The organism is Aeromonas sp. 600724, from assembly GCF_049175135.1.
Classification (GTDB): Bacteria; Pseudomonadota; Gammaproteobacteria; order Enterobacterales; family Aeromonadaceae; genus Aeromonas; species Aeromonas veronii_A.
Map to the genome: position 1 here is coordinate 1 of NZ_JAAKUM010000015.1, position 20,028 is coordinate 20,028.

The window sequence follows — 20,028 nt, forward strand, 5'->3', positions numbered from 1 at the left end:
GCACCGGTGGCGGTATCGCTGGCGGCGCAGCTGGGTGTCACTGCGACCGACGCGGATGGTTCGGAGCAGGTGACCGGCGTGACGGTGACCCTGAGCGGTGTGCCGGCAGGTGCGTTGATGGGGGCAGGCTGGGTGGCTGGCGCGGTGGCGGGCAGCTACAGCTGGAGCGGTGCGAGCACAGCGGGCGTGCCGGGCTTTAGCTTGCCGGCGGACTGGAGCGGGGTCGTGAATGGCAACGTGGCGGGGACCACGGACGAGGGTGGGGCAGACAACAAGCCCTTCACCGTGACCGTCACTGCAACTAACGATGCTCCCATGCTGACTGTCTCGGATCTGCGCATATCCGAGGAGGGATTACCGGGATCCAATCCAGACAATTCACCCAATCCCGGCGATATTACCGATAGCACCTCGACCCATGCGACGGCAAGTGTGACAGATATCGACAGCAATACCTTTACGTTCACTCTTTCTGCTCCATCTGGCCTGAGCTCTGGAGGGGTACCAGTTGTGTGGAGTGGTATAGGGTCTGCGACACTGGTGGGTTCAGCGGGAGGGATCCCAGTCATACAAGTATCTGTAGATCCGGTTGGTAAATATACCGTCACCTTGCTGGGGCCCATCGATCATGAATTTGGAGACAATAAGGAAGGACTGAAGACATTTACCTTCAACCTGTCAGCCAGTGATGGTGACTTGAGTGATACCAAGCAGGTCAGTGTTGTTATTGAAGACGATATGCCCGTGATCACAGGCATCGAAAGTCTGGAAGTGATGAATGTAGCCGACATCACTACCGGTGGATTGTTTGGCGTCTCTTTTGGTGCTGATGGCCCTCTGGGTACTGGTGGACTGAAACTGACTGGATGGCCTGATTTGGCAGGGATCACCGAAACCTTGTCGACTGATGGCAAGACTCTGGTAGCAACCATTGATGGTAGTGGGCAGCCACCTAAAGTGTTCTATACATTGACACTCAATGACGACAATACTTACAGCTTTGAACTGGTTACTCCCCAGCCAACCCAGACTTTCTCGATCGGGGCACAGTTCGGTGCTGGAGGGCCTGTTGAGACGATCGGGGTTACTGCTGGCGGGATTGGTGTACTGTTCGATGGTCTGCTGTTCAATGGCAGCGTCAATAATCCTCAGGATCTGCCGGGGAGTGATGCAGATAATCTCAACCCGAACAACAATGGTTTCGGGATTAAGAACGGCAACCTGGACAATAACGAAGGGTTCAAGGTATCCACGACTGCAGCCGTTGATGGGCTCTCTTTCAACGTCTACGGGGTTGGCAACACCAATACCAGCACCATACAGTGGGTGGCTTATGCTGCCGATGGCGTGACCGTCGTCGATTCCGGAGAGCTTGTTCTGTCAGGACTCAAAGGGTCGATGCAGTTGGCCAGCATAGAACCCGATGGGGAGTTCAGCCAGCTTTATGTCCGCTTTGTGCTGAATGGCAATGACTCAGTGAGGATCGAGAATTTCGGAGTGATCGACAAGATCACGCCTCCTGATATTGACCTTGATTTCAGTGCTACCTTGACTGATGCCGATGGAGATAAAGCCAGCGCCAACTTTACTGTATCGGTCAAGAGCAATGAGCCTCCCGTCGCGTCCAATATTCTGGTTGTGGGTAGCAACACCTCGGATACCCCCGACACTACCGGGACCCCCGGCACGGATGATGATCACAAGGTGCCCAACTCCAACGGTAGTGTGGATGGTCTGGTTGCAGGCGGTGCTGGTCACGATATTGTGGTGGGGGACATCGGCGGCACCAGTACCAATTTCATCCCGGGTGAGAATTACAATATTGCCTTGGTGGTCGATGTGTCTGGCAGTATGGCTGGATCACGACTGAGTATGCTCAAGGCCTCCCTGACCCATTTGGCGAACCAGTTGAAAGATCATGATGGTGAGATCAATGTCACCTTGATTGGTTTTGCGGCGAATGCCAGCGAGAGTGTGACAATAGTAGGGCTTGATGCCAGTAATGTGAGCAACCTGACCAATGCCATTGATGCACTGGTTGCCAATGGTGGCACCAACTATGAAGCCGCGTTCAATCAGGCCGTGCAGTGGTTCAATGATGGTAGCAAGGCTGCTCCCGGTTACCAGAACCTGACATTCTTTGTCACGGATGGTAACCCGACTTACTACCTCAATGACAGCAATCAGGTCGCTGGACCAGGCAACAGCACCACATTTGAGGTGATCAAGGAGTCGGTGGATGCTTTTGTTTCACTCAGTGCCATCAGCCAGGTCAATGCAATCGGGGTGACCAATGATGTTAACAAGGATTTGTTGAAGTTCTTTGATAACACGACTGAAACGGCAGATCAGTTTTACTCGGCAGGCAGCTTCCTTGACTTGGCCACATTTGGTAGTGGTAGCGGCATAAATGCCGCCTCGGGATGGGTGCTCAGTGGTGATGCTCAGGGATCGCATACCGTTACAAATGGAAGCTTGCGGATCCGGGATGATCGAACCGGTTCTGATTCTGACAGGACAATATTGGCGCTCGCCGTGGCCAATGCCATCCAGGTTTCTGCGGCACAAGCCGGAGCAAGTCTGCAGTTCCAGTATGCCTTGAATGGTGTTAATAGCAGCGACAGCTTCACCTGGAAGTTGGTGAAACTCGAGGGTGGCGTCTGGGATATGCTCAATCCAGTGCAAACGGGCACCATTACTGGCGTTAGTTCATCTGTTTTGACGGCTTACAGCACTATCACAACCGATGGACTGCCTGTCGGGCAATACGGGTTTGTGTTCGAACTGCTCGACAGCTCCAATGACCGGAATGCTGAGGTACGGATAGACAATATCCGGATCGAGCAGGGTTTCAATGCCCCGATCGGCGATGCCCAGATTGTGACCAGTGCCGAGCAGTTGACGGCAGCCCTGACCGAGGGGGATCAGATTACCGTGTTGCTGGGGGCCGGCAATGACGTGGCCGATGGTGGTGTTGGCAATGACATCCTGTTTGGCGATGTACTCAATACCGATACGCTGGCCAGCGAGTTGGGACTGGATCTGCCCCAAGGTTCTGGTTGGCTGGTATTTGAAACGCTGGAGTCCAGTCATGGGTGGACACGTGAACAGACGGTGGATTACATCCGGACCCATATTACTGAGCTGAGTGGGGAGAGTAGCCGCAGTGGTGGTAATGACACCCTATATGGTGGCAGTGGCAACGATATCCTTTTTGGCCAGGAAGGGAACGACACCCTTGTTGGAGGTGTCGGTGATGATTATCTGGATGGTGGTTCTGGTAGCGATATACTCACGGGCGACCTTGGTAAGGACATTCTGATCGGCGGCCTTGGCAGCGATACCATGACCGGTGGTGGGGAGAGTGACACCTTCAAGTGGCTGGCGGGGGATGCGGACGGCAGTATCGATACCATTACTGATTTCACTTTAGGTGATACCAACAATGGTGGAGATGTACTGGATCTCTCGGATCTGCTGGTCGGCGTACCTGCAGTGGGGAACAACGAGGATCTGGCAGCCGTGCTGGACAACTATCTGCAGTTCAACACGACGACCAAGACGTTGACGATAGATCCTGCCGGGGCCGGTGGGAGCCCGGAACTGACCATCCAGTTCCAGAACTCACTCGACCTCGCCTCACTGGGCTCCAATCAGGAGATCATCAAGCACTTGCTGGATGACGGTAACTTGAAGGTTGATCCGTAACCCTCTCTCGGGGCCGGGCTTGCCTGGCCCCTGTTTTTTCTTTAGGTGGATGGATAAGATAGCGGCCGTAGAAGAGAGGGTAATCATGCAGTCATTCAACTGGGTCGACATTGATGGCATCCGTTATAGCTGGGATGGACAGGGCAACATTACCTGCGCAGGTCAGTTTGGCTATCAGGCCTCGATCGCCGGTGATCGGCTGGATGGGATGGAGATAGAGAATGAGGCCGGTGATGTCGCGGGCTCGCTCTATGTTGACTTTGCTGCAGCCTCTATCACCTATGTGCCTGTTTTGGATACCGAGTCTGCCCATAACATGATTCTGGTTGGCCATGAGCAGGGTCAGCAGGAGTATCCACTGGTCAGTTTTCACCCTCCGTTGTTGCAAAATTTGCTTGGGCCGTCTGATACCATCCCTTGGTCTGCGATGGAGGAGGCAATTGGTGGCACCGATCTCGGACAGGCGGTGCAAGGACATGTTCTGTCGTGGGACTCGTTCCATTTCGATGATGAGGTGCAGGTCTGCGGTGCGACATCGTCACAAGATAAGGTAGAGCAGAGCCCAGATGTCTGCAGCGTGGTCACCATCAGTCTCGATCTGACCAATCAGATACTGGATCAGTTCCCCCCCTCGCATGATATATGAATCCCGTAGCTGCACGGGCATAATGGCCTCAATCTTTTCGATTGAGGTTTTTTTCTATGTGGCGTCCCCTTCTTACTCTTTCCGCTCTGGTTGTCAGTGCTCCGCTGCTGGCGATTGAAGTGCCGCAAGCGCCCCATCTGGTGGTGAGTGGTTATGCCGAGCAGAAGACCGAACCCGATATGCTCACCCTCAATGTGGCGGTGAGTGCACTGGATAAGCAGGGCCTCAAGGCCAAGCAGCAGGTCGATACCAAGGTCGCAGCCTTTTTCAGCCAACTGGAAGGGCTGGGGATCAAGCGCAGCGATGTTGAGGCTGGCAACCTGATGGTCTCTCCGGAATATCAGTATGGCGAGAACAAGAAGCCGGTATTGTTGGGATACCGTGCTCAGCGACAATTGGCGGTGAAGCTCTATCAGCTCGACAAGTTGAGCCCCCTGATGGATACCGCACTCAAAGCCGGGCTGGAGTCCGTATCCCAGATTGAGTACGGGTTGAAATCGCCGCAGGTCATCAAGGAGCAGGCCCGTTTGAATGCCGTTGAGGATGCCAAAACCAAGGCTGAATCTCTGGCCAAGGCCTTCGGGATGAAGCTTGGCAAGGTCTACAGTGTGGAGTACCGCAATGCTTCGCCCATTACCGCCTACAGCCGCAACCTGAAGGTAGTGCAGGCCATGGCGATGGCTGCACCTGCGGCGGATATGGCGGACAACAGCTATCAACAACAGCAGATCACGGTAAGTGATAATATCGAGGCTGTTTTCTTGCTGGAGTGATGCCCGTCGTTTAAGTCCAGTCATGAACACCCCCGCCATTTGCGGCGGGGTTTCTATTGCGCATCGATGCAGATATAAAAAAGCCGACGCTCGTGTTTACTAAATCGAGCATCGGCTTTTTGTTGCGCTGGGTTTATCAGGCGGTCACAGCATCAGCCTTGGTCGCTTCCGGCGCCGGGTTGCGGATGAGGTAATCAAACGCACCCAGTGCGGCGGTGGCGCCAGCACCCATGGAGATGATGATCTGCTTGAACGGTACCGTGGTGGCATCTCCTGCGGCGTAGACGCCGGGCAGGGAGGTCGCCCCTTTGGTATCGATCTCGATCTCGCCAAAGCGGGTCATGGCAATCTCGCTCCCTTTCAGGAACTCGGTGTTCGGTACCAGGCCGATCTGGACGAAGATACCCGCCACCGCCAGGTGTTTGATCTCACCTGTGGTGCGATCTTCGTAATCCATGCCGACCACCTTGCTGCCATCACCGATCACTTCGGTGGTGCGGGCGCTCATGATGATGTCGATATTGCCCATGGAGCGAGCCTTCTTCTGCAGCACTTCATCGGCACGCAGGGTGTCGGCGAACTCCACCACAGTCACATGCTCGACGATGCCAGCCAGATCGATGGCCGCCTCGATGCCGGAGTTACCGCCACCGATCACAGCTACTCGCTTGCCCTTGAAGAAGGGACCATCGCAGTGCGGGCAGTAGGCCACGCCCTTGGTGCGGTACTCAAGCTCGCCCGGTACGTTCAGATCACGCCAGCGGGCACCGGTAGCCAGGATCACGGCGCGGCTCTTCAAGGTGGCACCAGAGGCGAGATCCACGTTCACATATCCATCTTTGCTGATGGCGGCGGCGCGCTGTTCGGTTATCACTTCCACCCCGTACTGTTTGACGTGCTGCTCCAGGCTGGCGGCCAGTTTGGGGCCTTCGGTGTAGGGGACGGAGATAAAGTTCTCGATACCGACGGTATCCATCACCTGACCACCGAAACGCTCGGCAACGATGGCGGTGCGAATGCCTTTACGAGCGGCATAGATGGCCGCTGCGGCGCCAGCTGGGCCACCGCCCACCACCAGCACATCGTAGGGATCTTTCTCATTCAGCTCGGCAGCCTTGCGCTCGGCGGCGCCGGTGTCGAGTTTGGCGACGATCTCTTCCAGCGAGATCCGGCCCTGGCTGAACGGTTGACCGTTCAGGTAAACATTCGGTACCGCCATGATTTGACGCTCGGCGACCTCTTCCTGGAACAGGGCGCCGTCGATCATGGTGTGAGTGATGCCGGGGTTCAGGGTCGCCATCAGGTTGAGGGCCTGTACTACGTCCGGGCAGTTGTGGCAGGAGAGGGAGATATAGGTCTCGAAGTGGAACTCACCTTTGAGATTGCGGATCTGCTCCTGCACTGCCGCATCGGCCTTGGAGGGGTGGCCGCCGCTTTGCAGCAGGGCGAGTACCAGAGAGGTAAATTCATGACCCATGGGGATGCCGGCAAAGTGAACGCGCGGTGCTTGGCCCTGGGGCGCGACGCTCATGGAAGGCTTGCGAACGGCAGTGCCAGAGGTCTGGGTGATCTTGGGGGACATCTCGGCGATCTCGCTGGCCAGTGCCAGCAGCTCTGCAGATTTGTCGCTGTCGTTGCCGGACACGCTGATCTCGATGGGATTGACGATGTACTGCAGATAGGTGTTCAGCTGTTGTTTGAGGTTGGTATCCAACATGGTCGAATTCCTTCTTGTAATGGCGAGTTGGCATTAAATGTGAGTCGGTCTGCTTTCAGGCCTATTTGGCAATGCCGGAAAGCAGACCGGCCCTTACGCGGGCCGGTCTTGGAAGCGGGAGGCTTAGATCTTGCCTACCAGGTCCAGGGACGGGGCCAGAGTGGCTTCGCCTTCTTTCCATTTAGCCGGGCATACTTCACCCGGGTGGGAGGCAACGTACTGGGCTGCTTTGACTTTGCGCAGCAGTTCCAGTGCATCACGGCCGATGCCGCCAGCGTTGATCTCGACGATCTGGATGATGCCCTGCGGGTCAATTACGAAGGTACCGCGGTCAGCCAGACCAGCTTCTTCGATCATCACGCCGAAGTTGCGGGTGATGGTACCAGTCGGGTCACCAATCATCGGGTACTGGATCTTCTGAATGGTGTCAGAAGTGTCGTGCCATGCTTTGTGAGTGAAGTGGGTATCGGTAGAGACAGAGTAGATCTCGACGCCCAGCTTCTGGAATTCAGCGTAGTTGTCAGCCAGGTCGCCCAGCTCGGTCGGGCAAACGAAGGTGAAGTCAGCCGGGTAGAAGAAGACCACGGACCACTTGCCTTTCAGGTCAGCGTCAGACACCTGAACGAATTTGCCATTGTGGTAGGCGGTAGCATTGAACGGCTTGATTTCAGTGTTGATGTAGGTAGACATGTAATTGCTCCTTGGTGATGTACATATGCCGGTCTGGTGTTGAAGAGTCTTGCCAGACGAGGCGCTTAACTTTCGATGGATTCATCATAGGGGCTTCCGCTAATCGATAAAAGCCGCAATTTTGAATCGCTTAAATCTACTTATTAGATAGCTCACTATGGCTGTACCTAACATGAATATCTCTGGCCTACTGAGATAACTCCTTGTCGTGGTTCAATATCTGTGCGCTACATCGCCTTTTCAAGGCATAAGAAGGGGTGTGCAGAGTCACGATGACGCGATGAGATAAACGGTGGTGCAAACAGGTGGCGCAGGAGGTTGAGGCAGCTGCTTGCAGCGATGGGGATGTGCTGGCAAGGGGAGGCAGAAAGGCGCAGATAAAAAAATCCCGGCGCTATCGCAACGACAGGGCCGGGTCATCAAACAAGGAATGGCTATATAAACAAATGCTTTACAGCAAAGACTAACTACGGGGTGTGCAAACTTGCAGACATATGAGAGGAAGATAATGGGTGCACAATCCCTCGTCTCCCCCTCGGCAACTATTGCATGAGAGGATGATAGTGTGACACAGATCACAAGGCAAGTATTTGGTGTAATTTTTCAATCAAAATGAAAGTGTTTCATCATTTTAGCTTATTTCGACGGCTTAAAACGCTTTTATTGTAATTTAATTACATCCAGTTCTGTCAAAAGTCGGTAGGTGGTTCCTGCTCTTCCATCAATTCCAGCAGGTTGATGGCCACGGCAATGAAGTCCGACTCGGTGACAATGCCGATCAGCTTGCGTCCTTTGAGTACCGGCAGGCAGCCATATCTGTGCCGCTGCAGGTAAAGTGCCGCCTCCTTGATGCCGGCGTGAGGATCTACGCTCGCCACTTGCCGTGTCATGATCTCGTCGAGTTGCACGCTGTCGGTAAATTCGGCTTCCCGCTCCGGGCTGATGAGCAGCAGCTTGGATTCCCGGGTGGCCAGGATATCGGTAAGGGTCACCAGCCCCAGCAGGTGGTGCTGCTCGTCGACGATGGGAATGTGGCGGATCCGCTCCTGCTGCATCAGGTCCATCGCCTGTTTGACACTGTTTGACGGACCCAGAGTGAAGGGGTGTTCGGTCATGATTTCGGATAGGGTCATCATGGTGGGCCTCCTTGTGTATCTGCTTTCACCCTAGCCCAGCCCAAACTGGCAAAACATGATCAGGGTCAATACAGAACATTAAAGAATCATTAACCGGAGGTGTGTCTCAATATTGCTCGCTACCCCTTGTCTCTCTTGGGTTTTTGGTCTTTTGGGTTGCCTTGGAAGATGGGGATAACTAGACTAGCCGCCGATTCCCCCCGAGGTGAAAGATGCAAGTATCCGATTTTCATTTTGATCTGCCAGACGAGCTGATTGCCCGCTATCCGATGGCAGAGCGTACCGCCAGCCGCCTGTTGCAGCTCGATGGTCAAACTGGCGCCCTGCGCCACGGTCAATTTGTGGATGTGCTGGATCAGCTTAATCCGGGTGACCTGCTGGTATTCAATAACACCCGTGTCATTCCGGCGCGCATGTTTGGCCAGAAGGCCAGCGGCGGCAAGCTGGAGGTACTGGTCGAGCGCATTCTGGACGAGCACAGCGTGCTGGCCCATGTCCGGGCCTCCAAGGCGCCCAAGCCCGGCACCCGGATGATCATGGATGGTGGTGTGGAGGCAGAGATGCGCGCCCGCCACGACGCCCTGTTCGAGATCCACTTCCTCGACCCGCGTCCGGTGCTGGAGATTTTGGAGGCCATCGGCCACATGCCGCTGCCCCCCTATATCGACCGCCCCGACGAGGATGCCGACAAGGAGCGCTACCAGACCGTTTACAATCAAAAGCCGGGCGCCGTTGCCGCGCCGACCGCCGGTCTGCACTTTGATGAGCCGCTGCTTGAGAAAATTCGGGCCAAAGGGGTTGAAACGGCCTTCGTCACCCTGCATGTAGGGGCGGGGACCTTCCAGCCGGTGCGGGTAGAGAAGATTGAAGATCACCACATGCACTCCGAGTATGCGGAAGTGCCGCAAGAGGTGGTGGATGCCATCGCGGCCACCCGTGCTCGTGGTGGTCGGGTGATCGCGGTGGGGACCACGTCGGTGCGTTCGCTGGAGAGCGCGGCCAAGGTCACCCTGGCGCAGGGCAAACCGCTGGCGCCCTTCTTTAGTGACACCGATATCTTCATCTTCCCTGGCTATCAGTTCCAGATTGTCGATGCCATGGTCACCAACTTCCATCTGCCGGAGTCGACCCTGATCATGCTGGTCAGCGCCTTCGCCGGTTATGACAACGTGATGGCGGCCTATCAGGCAGCCGTGGCCGGGCAGTACCGTTTCTTCAGCTACGGGGACGCCATGTTCGTCACCCGTCGCCAGGTTGAAGCATAAGCTTCAGCTTATTTACCGGGCCGTGAGCGGCCCTCCTATTGTCAGACTGTTTATCTGACGCAGCCGAGGTAGCAATGAAATTTGAACTGAAAACCACCGACGGCCGTGCCCGTCGCGGTCAACTGGTCTTCGAACGTGGTGTGGTACAAACGCCGGCCTTTATGCCGGTCGGAACTTACGGCACCGTCAAGGGGATGACCCCGGAAGAAGTGCGTGAAACCGGCGCCCAGATCCTGCTGGGTAACACCTTCCACCTCTGGCTGCGTCCGGGTCAGGAAGTGATGCGTGCCCACGGCGATCTGCATGACTTCATGAACTGGCAGGGCCCGATCCTGACCGACTCCGGTGGTTTCCAGGTGTTCAGCCTGGGCCATATTCGCAAGATCACCGAAGCGGGCGTCCACTTCCGTCACCCCATCAATGGCGAGAAGATCTTCCTCGACCCCGAGAAGTCCATGGAGATCCAGTACGATCTGGGCTCCGACATCGTGATGATCTTCGACGAGTGCACTCCGTACCCGGCCACTTATGAAGAAGCGCGCAAGTCCATGGAGATGTCCCTGCGCTGGGGCAAGCGCTCCCGCGACAAGTTTGATGCGCTGGGCAACAAGAACGCCCTGTTCGGCATCATCCAGGGCTCGGTCTACGAAGATCTGCGTGATGTCTCCCTCAAAGGGCTGCTGGAGATCGGTTTCGACGGTTATGCGGTCGGCGGTCTGGCGGTGGGTGAACCCAAAGAGGACATGCACCGCATCCTCGAGCACGTCTGCCCGAAAATTCCGGCTGACAAGCCGCGCTACCTGATGGGTGTCGGCAAGCCGGAAGATCTGGTGGAAGGGGTGCGCCGTGGTATCGACATGTTCGACTGCGTCATGCCGACTCGCAACGCCCGCAACGGCCACCTGTTCACCACCGATGGCGTAGTGAAGATCCGCAATGCCCAGCACCGCAACGACACCAGCACCCTGGATGCCGAATGCGATTGCTACACCTGCAAGAACTACAGCCGCAGCTACCTGCACCATCTGGACAAGTGCAACGAGATCCTCGGTGCCCGTCTGAATACGATTCATAACCTGCGTTACTACCAGCGTGTGATGCAGGGTTTGCGGGACGCGATCGAGCAGGGTAAATTAGACGACTTTGTAACAGAGTTTTACCGTCGGCAAGGGAAGCCTGTGCCTCCGTTAGCTGAAAATGACGTTAAATAACAACAACATATAATTTTTTTTAAATCTACATCAATAAGAGGTTGTTAAATGAGCATTATCTCCAAGGCGTATGCAGAAGGCGCAGCACCGGGTGCACAGGGTGGTGGTATGGAAATGATCATCATGCTGGCCGTATTCGGCCTGATCTTCTACTTCATGATCTATCGTCCCCAGGCCAAGCGTGCCAAGGATCATCGCAATCTGATGAGCTCCTTGTCCAAGGGTGATGAAGTGCTCACTTCCGGTGGCCTGGTTGGCAAAATTGCCAAAGTGGCTGCAGACAGCGATTACCTGGTGATCGCCCTGAACGACCAGACTCAAGTCACCATCAAAAAGGACTTCGTCTCTGCCGTTCTGCCCAAGGGTTCTATCCAGTCCCTTTAATCTCCCAAGGAGCACAGCGTGTTGAATCGCTATCCGCTGTGGAAATACCTGATGGTGATCCTGGTGATCGCCATCGGTTTTCTATATGCAGCCCCCAATCTTTACGGCGAAGATCCGGCTTTGCAGGTTTCTGCCAGCCGTGGTGCCGAAGTCAAGCTAGATACTCTTGATCTGGTGAAAGAGACCCTTGAAGCGGCCAAGATCCCGGTCAAACATGCTGCATTCGAGCACGGTTTTATCCTGATCCGTTTCAAGAACACCGAAGACCAGCTGAAAGCGCGCGATATCGTTGCCAACAAGCTGGGCGACAACTTCATTACCGCACTCAACCTGGCACCTTCCACTCCCGCCTGGCTCGAAGCCATCGGTGCGGCGCCTCTGAAGCTGGGTCTTGATCTGCGCGGTGGTGTGCACTTCCTGATGGAAGTGGACATGGCCGAAGCACTGACCAAGCAGCAAGAGCAGATGGTGCAGGATTTCCGCTCCGAGCTGCGCACCCAGAAGATCCGTTACTCCGGCGTGCGCCGAGTCGGTGATCAGGTGCAGGTGATCTTCCGTGACGAAGCCGATCAGGAACGCGCCGTTTCTCATCTGCGTCGTCAGAACCCTGATTTGACCTTCACTACCGAGCAGAAAGGGGATGAGTTTATCCTGCTGGCGGGTCTGAGCGAAGCCAAGATCAAGGAAGTGAAGAAGTACGCCCTCGAGCAGAACATCACCATCATCCGTAACCGGGTCAACGAACTGGGTGTGGCCGAGCCGCTGGTACAACAGCAGGGCGCCGAACGCATTGTCGTTGAACTGCCCGGTATTCAGGATACCGCTCGTGCCAAGGAGATCCTCGGTGCGACCGCGACCCTGGAGTTCCACATGGTGGATGAGGCGGCTGATATTCAGGCGGCTGCTGAAGGGCGAGTTCCCCCCAGCTCCAAGGTCTATACCGATCGCAATGGTCGTCCGGTGGTACTGCACAAGCGAGTGATCCTGACCGGTGACCACATCGTGGGTGCCCAGTCCGGTTTCGACGAGTACAGCCGTCCCCAGGTCAACATCAAGCTGGATGGCCAGGGTGGTAACAAGATGGCCAACTTTACCAAGGACAACGTGGGTAAAGGGATGGCGACCGTCTTCATCGAGTACAAGCCGGTCGGTCAACCGGGTCCGGATGGCAAGCGCAAGTTCCGCAAGCAGGAGGAGGTGATCAACGTCGCCACCATCCAGTCGCGTCTTGGCAGCCAGTTCCGTATTACTGGGATCGACAACGCCAACGAAGCCCACAACCTGGCGCTGCTGCTGCGTGCCGGTGCCCTGATCGCCCCGATCCAGATCGTGGAAGAACGCACCATTGGCCCGAGCCTGGGTCAACAGAACATCGACAGCGGTATGGAAGCCATCGGCTGGGCCATGCTGGTGATCGTGCTGTTCATGGGGATCTACTACCGCGCGTTCGGCTGGGTCGCCAACCTGGCGCTCTGCATGAACCTGGTGTTGATTGTCGGCATCATGTCGATGATCCCTGGGGCCACCATGACATTGCCGGGTATCGCCGGTATCGTCTTGACGCTGGGTATGGCGGTGGATGCCAACGTACTGATCTACGAGCGTATTCGTGAAGAGATCCGCAACGGTCGCGGTGTTCAGCAAGCCATCCATCTGGGCTTTGATCGGGCATTCTCCACCATCGCCGACTCCAACGTGACCTCGCTGATCACTTGCGTGATCCTGTTCGGTATCGGTACTGGCGCCATCAAGGGCTTTGCCCTGACGCTGGGCATTGGTCTGACCGCCTCCATGTTTACTGCCATCACAGTTTCCCGTGCCATTATCAACCTGGCTTGGGGTGGACGGCGTATCGACAAGCTGCCCATCTGAGGATAGAGAAATGTTTCAGATTCTACATTTTGAAAAACCGATCCCGTTTATGCGCTATGCCAAGCCGGGTGTGGTTTTCTCTTCCGTGCTGATGGTGGTAGCCCTGTTCTTCCTGTTTGATCGGGGGCTGAACTGGGGTCTGGACTTTACTGGTGGTACCACCATCGAGGTGGGATTCCAGCAGTCGGTGAGCCTGGACAAGATCCACGACGTTCTGGAAGAGCAGAAGATTGAAGGGGCCACCCTGCAACACTTTGGCTCCAGCCGTGACGTGCTGTTCCGTTTGGCGCCGAAAGAGGGGGTCAAGGTCGAGCAGCAGGGTAACGAGGTGCTGGCAGCGGCCAAGCTGCTCGATGAGGGCGCTGTACTCAAACGCGTCGAATTCGTCGGCCCTTCAGTCGGTGACGAGCTGGCTACTGACGGGGCGTTGGCGATGCTGGCCTCCATCATCTGTATCCTGATCTACGTGGCGGTGCGCTTTGAATGGCGTCTGGCCATGGGCGGCATCCTCTCGCTGGTGCATGACGTGGTGATCACCTTGGGCGTCTTTGCCTACTTCCAGTACGAGTTCGACCTGACCGTGCTGGCGGCATTGATGACCCTAGTGGGTTACTCCCTGAACGATACCATAGTGGTGTTCGACCGCTTGCGGGAGAACTTCCGCAAGGTGCGCAAAGGGGATACCGACTACATTCTCGATCTCTCCATGACCGAGACCCTGAGCCGTACCATCATCACCTCCGGGCTCACCTTCGTGGTGGTGCTGGCGCTGCTGCTCAAGGGCGGCGCGCTGATCCACGGTTTTGCCGTGGCCATGGTGATCGGTGTGGCGTTCGGTACCTACTCCTCCATCTATGTGGCGAGTGCGTTTGCCATGTTCCTCGGCGTCAAGCGCGAGCACATGCTGCCCACCCAGGTAGAGAAAGAGGGTGCGGACCAACAGGAAATCCTGCCGTAACAGTGAAGAGCGCCTCATGGCGCTCTTTTCTTATCTCTGCGTGTCGTTTGCTGACGCAGATGATTTCAACAAAAGGAGCTTGCCATGCAACACAATCCCCGTTTTTTGGCGCTGGTTGACGGGATCCGCTCCCGCATCACCGAAACCGATGTTCACCAGATCAAGCGCTGGCAGGACGAAGGGCGCACGTTTCACCTGATCGACGTGCGGGAAGAGAGCGAGTGGGCCAAAGGCCATCTGCCCGGAGCCCAATATCTGGGTCGTGGAGTGATTGAGCGGGATATCGAGACCCTGTTCCCGGATCCCGAGACCACGCTCTATCTCTATTGTGGTGGCGGTTTTCGCTCCGTACTGGCGGCCGACAATTTGCAACAGATGGGTTATCGCAACGTAATCAGTGTTGACGGCGGTTTTCGCGGCTGGCTGGAGGCCGGATACCCTGTCGAATCCTGATTTATTTGATGGAGAGGGGCTCAGCTACATGACAAAGTGGCGGCTGACCTTTACCATATGCGGGGTCAAGCGTAAGCGTCGGAGTGTTCATTGAACGTCAGGAAAGGGATTGGATACCTCCTTGGTATCCTGTTGCTGCTACCCATGTGGGGTTGCAGCAGTAGCAGTCATGTCAACACCCCTAAGGTTCCCAAGGCGCAGCCTGCTTCACTGGTATTGGCGACCCCCCTGCAGGTCTCCTACCAAAGCGAGTTGGCGCTCGCCCGACTCGGGCAGATGCTGAGTGAAATGGAGTTGACCACGGAGCAACGGGCCGAGTTGTTCTATGAACGTGCCGTGGTGTTTGATCGCGTCGGCTTGCGTTCCCTTGCCCGTCTCGATTTCAACAGGGCCCTGCGGGAGAAACCGGATTTCGCTGAAGCCTACAACTTCATCGGTGTCTATCTGGTACAGCAGCAGAACTACGACGAAGCCTATGAGGCATTCGACTCAGCCCTCGAGCTGGCACCCGATTATGACTATGCCTACCTTAACCGCGGTATTGCCCTCTATTACGGTAATCGTCCCGAGCTGGCAGCGGCCGATATGAAGCGTTTCTACGAAGCGCAGCCGGAAGACCCTTATCGGGTGATCTGGCTCTATCTGGCCGAGCAGAAGCTCAATCCCGCTGCGGCCATGAGCCGGATGCGCGAGCGCCTCAACAAGTACGATGACGACGCCTGGAACTGGGATCTGGTTCGCCTCTATACCGGCGAGATCAACGCGTCCCAGCTGATGGGCAACGTGGTGAAAGGGGTGAAGGATAACCGGGAGCTGGCCGAGCGCCTGTGTGAAACCTATTTCTATCTGGGCAAGTTCGAGTTGGGCAAAGGCAACCGCAAGGAAGCCATCAGCTACTTCAAGCTGGCGCTCTCCAACAACGTCTATGACTTCATCGAGCACCGCTATGCTCTGCTCGAACTGGAGTTGATGGCGCGCAAACCCTTGCCGCCGGGTGCCCAGAGCAAAGGCGAACAGCCCTCCTGAATGGAGATGGCGATTACCCGGTGATAAAAAACCTCGATATGAGGCTAATGCCAGTCAGTAAAGCCTGACTGGCATTGTTTTTATCTGCTTTTTCACACCCACTCCCGTGGCTTGGCTCCATGTCACAGTGAGCTTCGTGTCGCTAATCCACACAACCCTACCAGTTTTTCCAACTCTGCCGCCCGCCTCTGAATAATGAACGGGCACATCTGATCCATGCAGCTCAACAGATGGATGGGGCCGACTCCGTGTGAAACCCGGTCGGCTCGTCCTATGCCTCCTGATATGGGTGATTCTCTTCCCTATCGCGGTGGGCGACTGGTTGACTATCGCTGCTCTTGTCCGATTCCTGCCGGACTGCCTCTCTCATAATGGGTGAGGCTGACGATAGGGAGTAAATATGCGTGCTGGCCCGTGCTTTTACACTCCGTTACATCTGCTCGTCCTGTGACCGCCCCATAATGGTCCTTGGTCTCCTAACCCTGTTCGATGGGAGGTGGATCAGTAGTCGATAAAGTGGAGATCACGAGCAATTTCCTGTCAGCACGGAGGCCTGGACGACGGATGTCACAGAGCGTATCAAACCAGGTGATCAGACGAATGCTGGGAGCCTGCCAGCAGCAGGGGGGCGATCCCGATGCCATTTTGATGGCGGGCGGCCTCACGTCGTTCGACATCGAGCGGGAGCAGGGCCGGCTGCCGGCCCACAGCCACTACCGGATGCTGCAACTGATGCAGCCCTATCTGGCCATTTTTCACGAAACCATCCTCTCCTACGACATCGGCCAGCTCTACCAGCACTATCCACCCCTCATCAGCCTGTGCCTGAACCAGCCATCACCGCGGGCGGCGCTAGAGATGCTGCTGGCCTATCGCCCCATCATCGGCAGTTGTGACGAGCTGCGGGTGCGGCGGGGGGCGCAGGCCAGCCAATACCTGTATGTCAATCAGGGGCCCGCCAGCCTGGGGGCGAGTCAGGCCATCCCCAACTTCATCATGCTCTACCGGATTTTGCGGGTCTATCTGGCGGATCCTCGGGTCTCGGTGGGCTTCACGGGGCGGCCGCCACCGCGCCATCAACTGCTGGACCAGTTCTTCGCCACTAGCTGCCGCTGGGAGCAGGGGGAAAACACCCTGACCATCGACAATGCCCAACTCGACTGCCCCAGCCACTGCTACAACGAGCCGCTGGGTCGTCTGCAACTGGCCCAGCTGGCGCAGATCTGCGCCGACATCGCCGAGCGGGCCCCCTTTGCCTGTCTGGTGGGGGAGCGGATCCGCCACAAGATCCGGGAAGGGGAGCTGGAGAGCAACGAGAGCCTGCTCAAGGAGGTGTGCGCGGCCATGAATGTCAGCCGCTGGACCCTGAATCGCAAATTGCAGGGGGAGGGGAGCAGTTTCTCGACCCTGCTGAGGGAAGCGAGGGTGAGCGAAGCCTGCCGCTTGCTGGGTGAGGGGGATCAACCGCTGCAGAGCATCAGCGATCGGGTCGGTTTCTCGTCCCAGAGCGCCTTCAACCGCTTCTTCAAGGCCAACACCCGGATGACGCCGCTGGCCTATCGCAACGCCCGCCAATAAAAACGGGACCGGTGCAAGGCCGGTCCCGTGGGCGGGTCATTGCTGGGCAATGTTCGGGCAAGGCCGGGCTGGGGGCCCGGCCGTGCCTGCCTTTGTTAGCGGGTGATGGTGGTGACGCTGGCGGGATCCACCCCGGTCGGCAGTGCCAGTGCCCCTGGCGTGGTGTTGCTCACCACGATCTCCTTGCTAACCGTGAAGCTGACCGGCGTGCTGGCGGAGACATCCGACGAGGGGCTGATGTAGGCGCTGTAGCGGCCCGGCTCCACGATCCACTGGTTGCTGGCCTCATCGAAGCTGGCGAGGATGCTGGCCGGAATGGTGAAGCTCAGCTGTTCGCTGGCCCCCGGTGCCAGTTGCGCCGTCTTGGCAAAGGCCTTGAGCTCGATGAGCGGTTTCTTCAGCTTGACCTCGGGGGCGGTCACATAGACCTGGGCCGCCTCCTTGCCTGCCACGGCGCCGGTGTTGGTGATGGTGGCGGTCAGCACCAGGTTGCCGGCGCTGCCGTCCGCTAGGGTATTACTGGCGATGGCGGGGCTGGTGTAGCTGAAGCTGGTGTAGGAGAGACCGAAGCCGAACGGGTAGGAAACCGCCTGCTCGAAGGTGCTGTAGTAGCGATAGCCCACGTAGATCCCCTCGTTGTAGTAGAGATCGTCCGGTTCGCCGTCCCCGTCGGTGTCCTCGCCCGGGAAGGTGCCGGCGGAGGGAACGCTGGCGTAGCTGTGCGGGAAGCTCTGGGCCAGCTTGCCGCTCGGGTTGACCGCGCCGGAGAGCACGTCCGCCACCGCGTGGCCGGTCTCCTGGCCAGCCATGTAGGCCAGCAGGATGCCATCCACCTTGTCGCTCCACTGGGCGGTATCGATGACGCCGTTGACGTTAAGCACCACCACCACCTTCTTGCCCTGGGCGTGGAAGGCGCTGCTCACCGCGTCGATGAGGGCGCGCTCGTCATCGCCGAGCAGATAGTCCCCCTTGCCACTGCTGCGATCCGCCCCTTCTCCGGCCTGGCGGCCAATGCTGATGACGGCGGCTTGCTGGGTGGCGGCCGCATTGGCGATCAGCGCCGCCAGCTCGCCGCTGATCGGCGCCTCGGCGCAGGTGTAGTAGCCCTTGGCGCCAAATTGCCCCTCGTGATAGACCTTGTTGTTCTCGTAAAAATCGCGGTAGTAGCTCTGCAACGCCTCGTTGACCGGGAAGCGTGCCGCTAGTCCCTGCGCGATGGTGGTGGTGCTGGCGGCGTTCACATCGCCGCTGCCGGTGCCGCCCTTGTAGGTGTTGATCTGATTGATGCCGAAGCTGGCCAGGGTGCTGCTTGCCGCCAGCGGCAGGGCCGCGGCCTCGTTGCGCAGCAGCACCATGCTCTCGGCGCCGGCCTGACGGGCCAGTTTGGCATGGGCGGTCAGATCCGGGCTGTTGCTGATGGCCAACTGGCTGTAAGAGGGGCTCTTCATCACCTGGGTCAGGATGTGGATGGCGGCCTCGTTCACCTTGCCCTCGTCGAGATCGCCGTGCGCGATGGATTGCTGCAACTGCTCCTTGACGTTGCCCGGCTCGATCAAATCTTGCCCCGCCAGCACCTGCTTGTAGGCGTTGTTGGCCACGTCGCCGGCAAACCAGTCGGACATGACTAGGCCGTCAAACTTCCACTCGCCGCGCAGAAGGTCGGTCACCGCATCCTTGCGCTCGTTGACATAGGTGCCGTTGACCTTGTTGTAGGAGGTCATCACCGCCCAGGGCTGGGCCTCGTCTACCGCTATCTGGAAGCCGCGCAGGTAGATCTCGCGGAAGGTTCTCGGTTCGCCGATGTCGTTGATTTGGTTGCGGTTGGTCTCGGAGTTGTTGCCGAAGTAGTGCTTGATGGTGGTGCCCACCCCGTTGCTCTCCACCCCGTTGACCATGGCGGCGCCGATTTTGCCGGTCAGCAGGGGATCTTCCGAGTAGTACTCGAAGTTGCGGCCATTGAGCGGGTTGCGCTGGATGTTCATGCCCGGAGCCAGCAGGATGTCGACCCCGTACTGGCGCACCTCGTCCCCCATGGCTTCGCCGACGGCCTTGACCAGCTTGACGTCCCAGCTGGAGGCGAGCAGCGAGCCGATGGGCCAGGCGGTAGCGTAGTAGCTGGCGCTGTCACCGTCGCGGTTGGCGTTGATCCGCACCCCGGCCGGCCCGTCCGCCAGTTTGAGGGCCGGAATGTCGATGCCGTCCGCGCTGCGCAGCACGCCGTTGATGTAACCCGCCACGCCGGGCACGTCCTGCTTGACGTTGATGGCGCCGTTGGCACTGCCGTAACCGGGGCCGGAGAGCAGGTCCAGCTTCTCGCTCAGGGTCAGCTTGGCCACCATGGCCTCGGCCTGGCCGCGGTAATAGGCATCGTCCTTGACCAGGGGATCCGAGTCATTCTGGTTGCAACCGACCAGCAGGCCGGCCAGCGCCAGGCTGACACCCAGTGAAACCGCTTTCAATTTTGTGGTGATAGGCATGAAGACGTCCTCGTAACTGTCTGAATAAAAATACAAAGGAGATATCGACACCGGGCGCAAGGCATCCGCCCGGGCTGGGCCGCTCTGCTGGCGGCTGCCATTGGATATCGCAAGGAAGGCCGAACGGGCCGGTG

Annotated in this window: 15 protein-coding genes; 11 read left to right on the forward strand and 4 right to left on the reverse strand. The window is 57.4% G+C overall.

Annotated elements, in window-relative coordinates; all coding sequences use genetic code 11:
* Positions 1 to 78: 78 nt before the first annotated feature.
* The 3 genes from G5168_RS14495 to G5168_RS14505 all read left to right on the forward strand — a co-directional run bounded on the left by G5168_RS14495 (position 79) and on the right by G5168_RS14505 (position 5,127).
* Positions 79 to 3,708, forward strand: coding sequence for a VWA domain-containing protein (locus G5168_RS14495; RefSeq protein ID WP_421252388.1), 3,630 nt, complete (start codon positions 79 to 81; stop codon positions 3,706 to 3,708).
* Between the two features lie 85 nt (positions 3,709 to 3,793).
* Positions 3,794 to 4,354, forward strand: a complete 561-nt coding sequence (locus G5168_RS14500; RefSeq protein WP_042056172.1) for a hypothetical protein — start codon at positions 3,794 to 3,796, stop codon at positions 4,352 to 4,354.
* A gap of 56 nt (positions 4,355 to 4,410) precedes the next feature.
* Complete coding sequence (locus G5168_RS14505) at positions 4,411 to 5,127, forward strand: SIMPL domain-containing protein (RefSeq protein WP_005337338.1); 717 nt, start codon at positions 4,411 to 4,413, stop codon at positions 5,125 to 5,127.
* Positions 5,128 to 5,263: 136 nt separating this feature from the next.
* On the opposite strand, the gene ahpF is transcribed toward G5168_RS14505, so the two are convergent.
* From ahpF to G5168_RS14520, 3 genes are all read right to left on the reverse strand, one after another.
* On the reverse strand, positions 5,264 to 6,844 hold the full coding sequence (gene ahpF, locus G5168_RS14510) for an alkyl hydroperoxide reductase subunit F (protein ID WP_421206635.1): 1,581 nt from the start codon (positions 6,842 to 6,844) through the stop codon (positions 5,264 to 5,266).
* A gap of 123 nt (positions 6,845 to 6,967) precedes the next feature.
* Positions 6,968 to 7,534, reverse strand: coding sequence for an alkyl hydroperoxide reductase subunit C (gene ahpC / locus G5168_RS14515; protein WP_005337335.1), 567 nt, complete (start codon positions 7,532 to 7,534; stop codon positions 6,968 to 6,970).
* 689 nt (positions 7,535 to 8,223) lie between these two features.
* Positions 8,224 to 8,670 carry a CBS domain-containing protein gene (locus tag G5168_RS14520; protein WP_013723842.1) on the reverse strand — a complete coding sequence of 149 codons (447 nt, stop codon included), beginning with the start codon at positions 8,668 to 8,670 and terminating at the stop codon, positions 8,224 to 8,226.
* A 212-nt stretch (positions 8,671 to 8,882) separates the two neighbouring features.
* Here G5168_RS14520 and queA point away from each other — a divergent pair, with 212 nt between their 5' ends.
* The 8 genes from queA to G5168_RS14560 all read left to right on the forward strand — a co-directional run bounded on the left by queA (position 8,883) and on the right by G5168_RS14560 (position 17,417).
* Positions 8,883 to 9,935, forward strand: a complete 1,053-nt coding sequence (gene queA, locus G5168_RS14525) for a tRNA preQ1(34) S-adenosylmethionine ribosyltransferase-isomerase QueA (protein WP_005344678.1) — start codon at positions 8,883 to 8,885, stop codon at positions 9,933 to 9,935.
* Positions 9,936 to 10,009: 74 nt separating this feature from the next.
* Complete coding sequence (gene tgt / locus G5168_RS14530; protein WP_005337329.1) at positions 10,010 to 11,146, forward strand: tRNA guanosine(34) transglycosylase Tgt; 1,137 nt, start codon at positions 10,010 to 10,012, stop codon at positions 11,144 to 11,146.
* 48 nt (positions 11,147 to 11,194) lie between these two features.
* A complete protein-coding gene (yajC, locus tag G5168_RS14535; RefSeq protein WP_005337327.1) occupies positions 11,195 to 11,530 on the forward strand; it encodes a preprotein translocase subunit YajC in 336 nt (111 codons plus the stop codon).
* A gap of 18 nt (positions 11,531 to 11,548) precedes the next feature.
* On the forward strand, positions 11,549 to 13,402 hold the full coding sequence (gene secD / locus G5168_RS14540) for a protein translocase subunit SecD (protein WP_216953338.1): 1,854 nt from the start codon (positions 11,549 to 11,551) through the stop codon (positions 13,400 to 13,402).
* A gap of 10 nt (positions 13,403 to 13,412) precedes the next feature.
* Positions 13,413 to 14,360, forward strand: a complete 948-nt coding sequence (gene secF / locus G5168_RS14545) for a protein translocase subunit SecF (RefSeq protein WP_421173000.1) — start codon at positions 13,413 to 13,415, stop codon at positions 14,358 to 14,360.
* 84 nt (positions 14,361 to 14,444) lie between these two features.
* Positions 14,445 to 14,813, forward strand: a complete 369-nt coding sequence (locus tag G5168_RS14550; protein WP_005344690.1) for a rhodanese-like domain-containing protein — start codon at positions 14,445 to 14,447, stop codon at positions 14,811 to 14,813.
* Positions 14,814 to 14,903: 90 nt separating this feature from the next.
* A complete protein-coding gene (nlpI, locus tag G5168_RS14555; RefSeq protein WP_005344691.1) occupies positions 14,904 to 15,839 on the forward strand; it encodes a lipoprotein NlpI in 936 nt (311 codons plus the stop codon).
* Between the two features lie 600 nt (positions 15,840 to 16,439).
* Positions 16,440 to 17,417, forward strand: coding sequence for an AraC family transcriptional regulator (locus tag G5168_RS14560; protein ID WP_216953339.1), 978 nt, complete (start codon positions 16,440 to 16,442; stop codon positions 17,415 to 17,417).
* A 95-nt stretch (positions 17,418 to 17,512) separates the two neighbouring features.
* On the opposite strand, the gene G5168_RS14565 is transcribed toward G5168_RS14560, so the two are convergent.
* The gene (locus G5168_RS14565; protein ID WP_421252389.1) at positions 17,513 to 19,894 is read right to left on the reverse strand and encodes a beta-glucosidase; all 2,382 of its coding nucleotides are present in this window, start codon (positions 19,892 to 19,894) and stop codon (positions 17,513 to 17,515) included.
* Between the last annotated feature and the right edge of the window lie 134 nt (positions 19,895 to 20,028).

Bases quoted from the DNA above. Each gene is read 5' to 3' on its own strand.
- G5168_RS14500 (WP_042056172.1), top strand. From the start codon at position 3,794: ATGCAGTCATTCAACTGGGTCGACATTGATGGCATCCGTTATAGCTGG.
- G5168_RS14505 (WP_005337338.1), top strand. From the start codon at position 4,411: ATGTGGCGTCCCCTTCTTACTCTTTCCGCTCTGGTTGTCAGTGCTCCG.
- ahpF (WP_421206635.1), bottom strand. From the start codon at position 6,844: ATGTTGGATACCAACCTCAAACAACAGCTGAACACCTATCTGCAGTAC.
- ahpC (WP_005337335.1), bottom strand. From the start codon at position 7,534: ATGTCTACCTACATCAACACTGAAATCAAGCCGTTCAATGCTACCGCC.
- G5168_RS14520 (WP_013723842.1), bottom strand. From the start codon at position 8,670: ATGATGACCCTATCCGAAATCATGACCGAACACCCCTTCACTCTGGGT.
- queA (WP_005344678.1), top strand. From the start codon at position 8,883: ATGCAAGTATCCGATTTTCATTTTGATCTGCCAGACGAGCTGATTGCC.
- tgt (WP_005337329.1), top strand. From the start codon at position 10,010: ATGAAATTTGAACTGAAAACCACCGACGGCCGTGCCCGTCGCGGTCAA.
- yajC (WP_005337327.1), top strand. From the start codon at position 11,195: ATGAGCATTATCTCCAAGGCGTATGCAGAAGGCGCAGCACCGGGTGCA.
- secF (WP_421173000.1), top strand. From the start codon at position 13,413: ATGTTTCAGATTCTACATTTTGAAAAACCGATCCCGTTTATGCGCTAT.
- G5168_RS14550 (WP_005344690.1), top strand. From the start codon at position 14,445: ATGCAACACAATCCCCGTTTTTTGGCGCTGGTTGACGGGATCCGCTCC.
- G5168_RS14560 (WP_216953339.1), top strand. From the start codon at position 16,440: ATGCTGGGAGCCTGCCAGCAGCAGGGGGGCGATCCCGATGCCATTTTG.
- G5168_RS14565 (WP_421252389.1), bottom strand. From the start codon at position 19,894: ATGCCTATCACCACAAAATTGAAAGCGGTTTCACTGGGTGTCAGCCTG.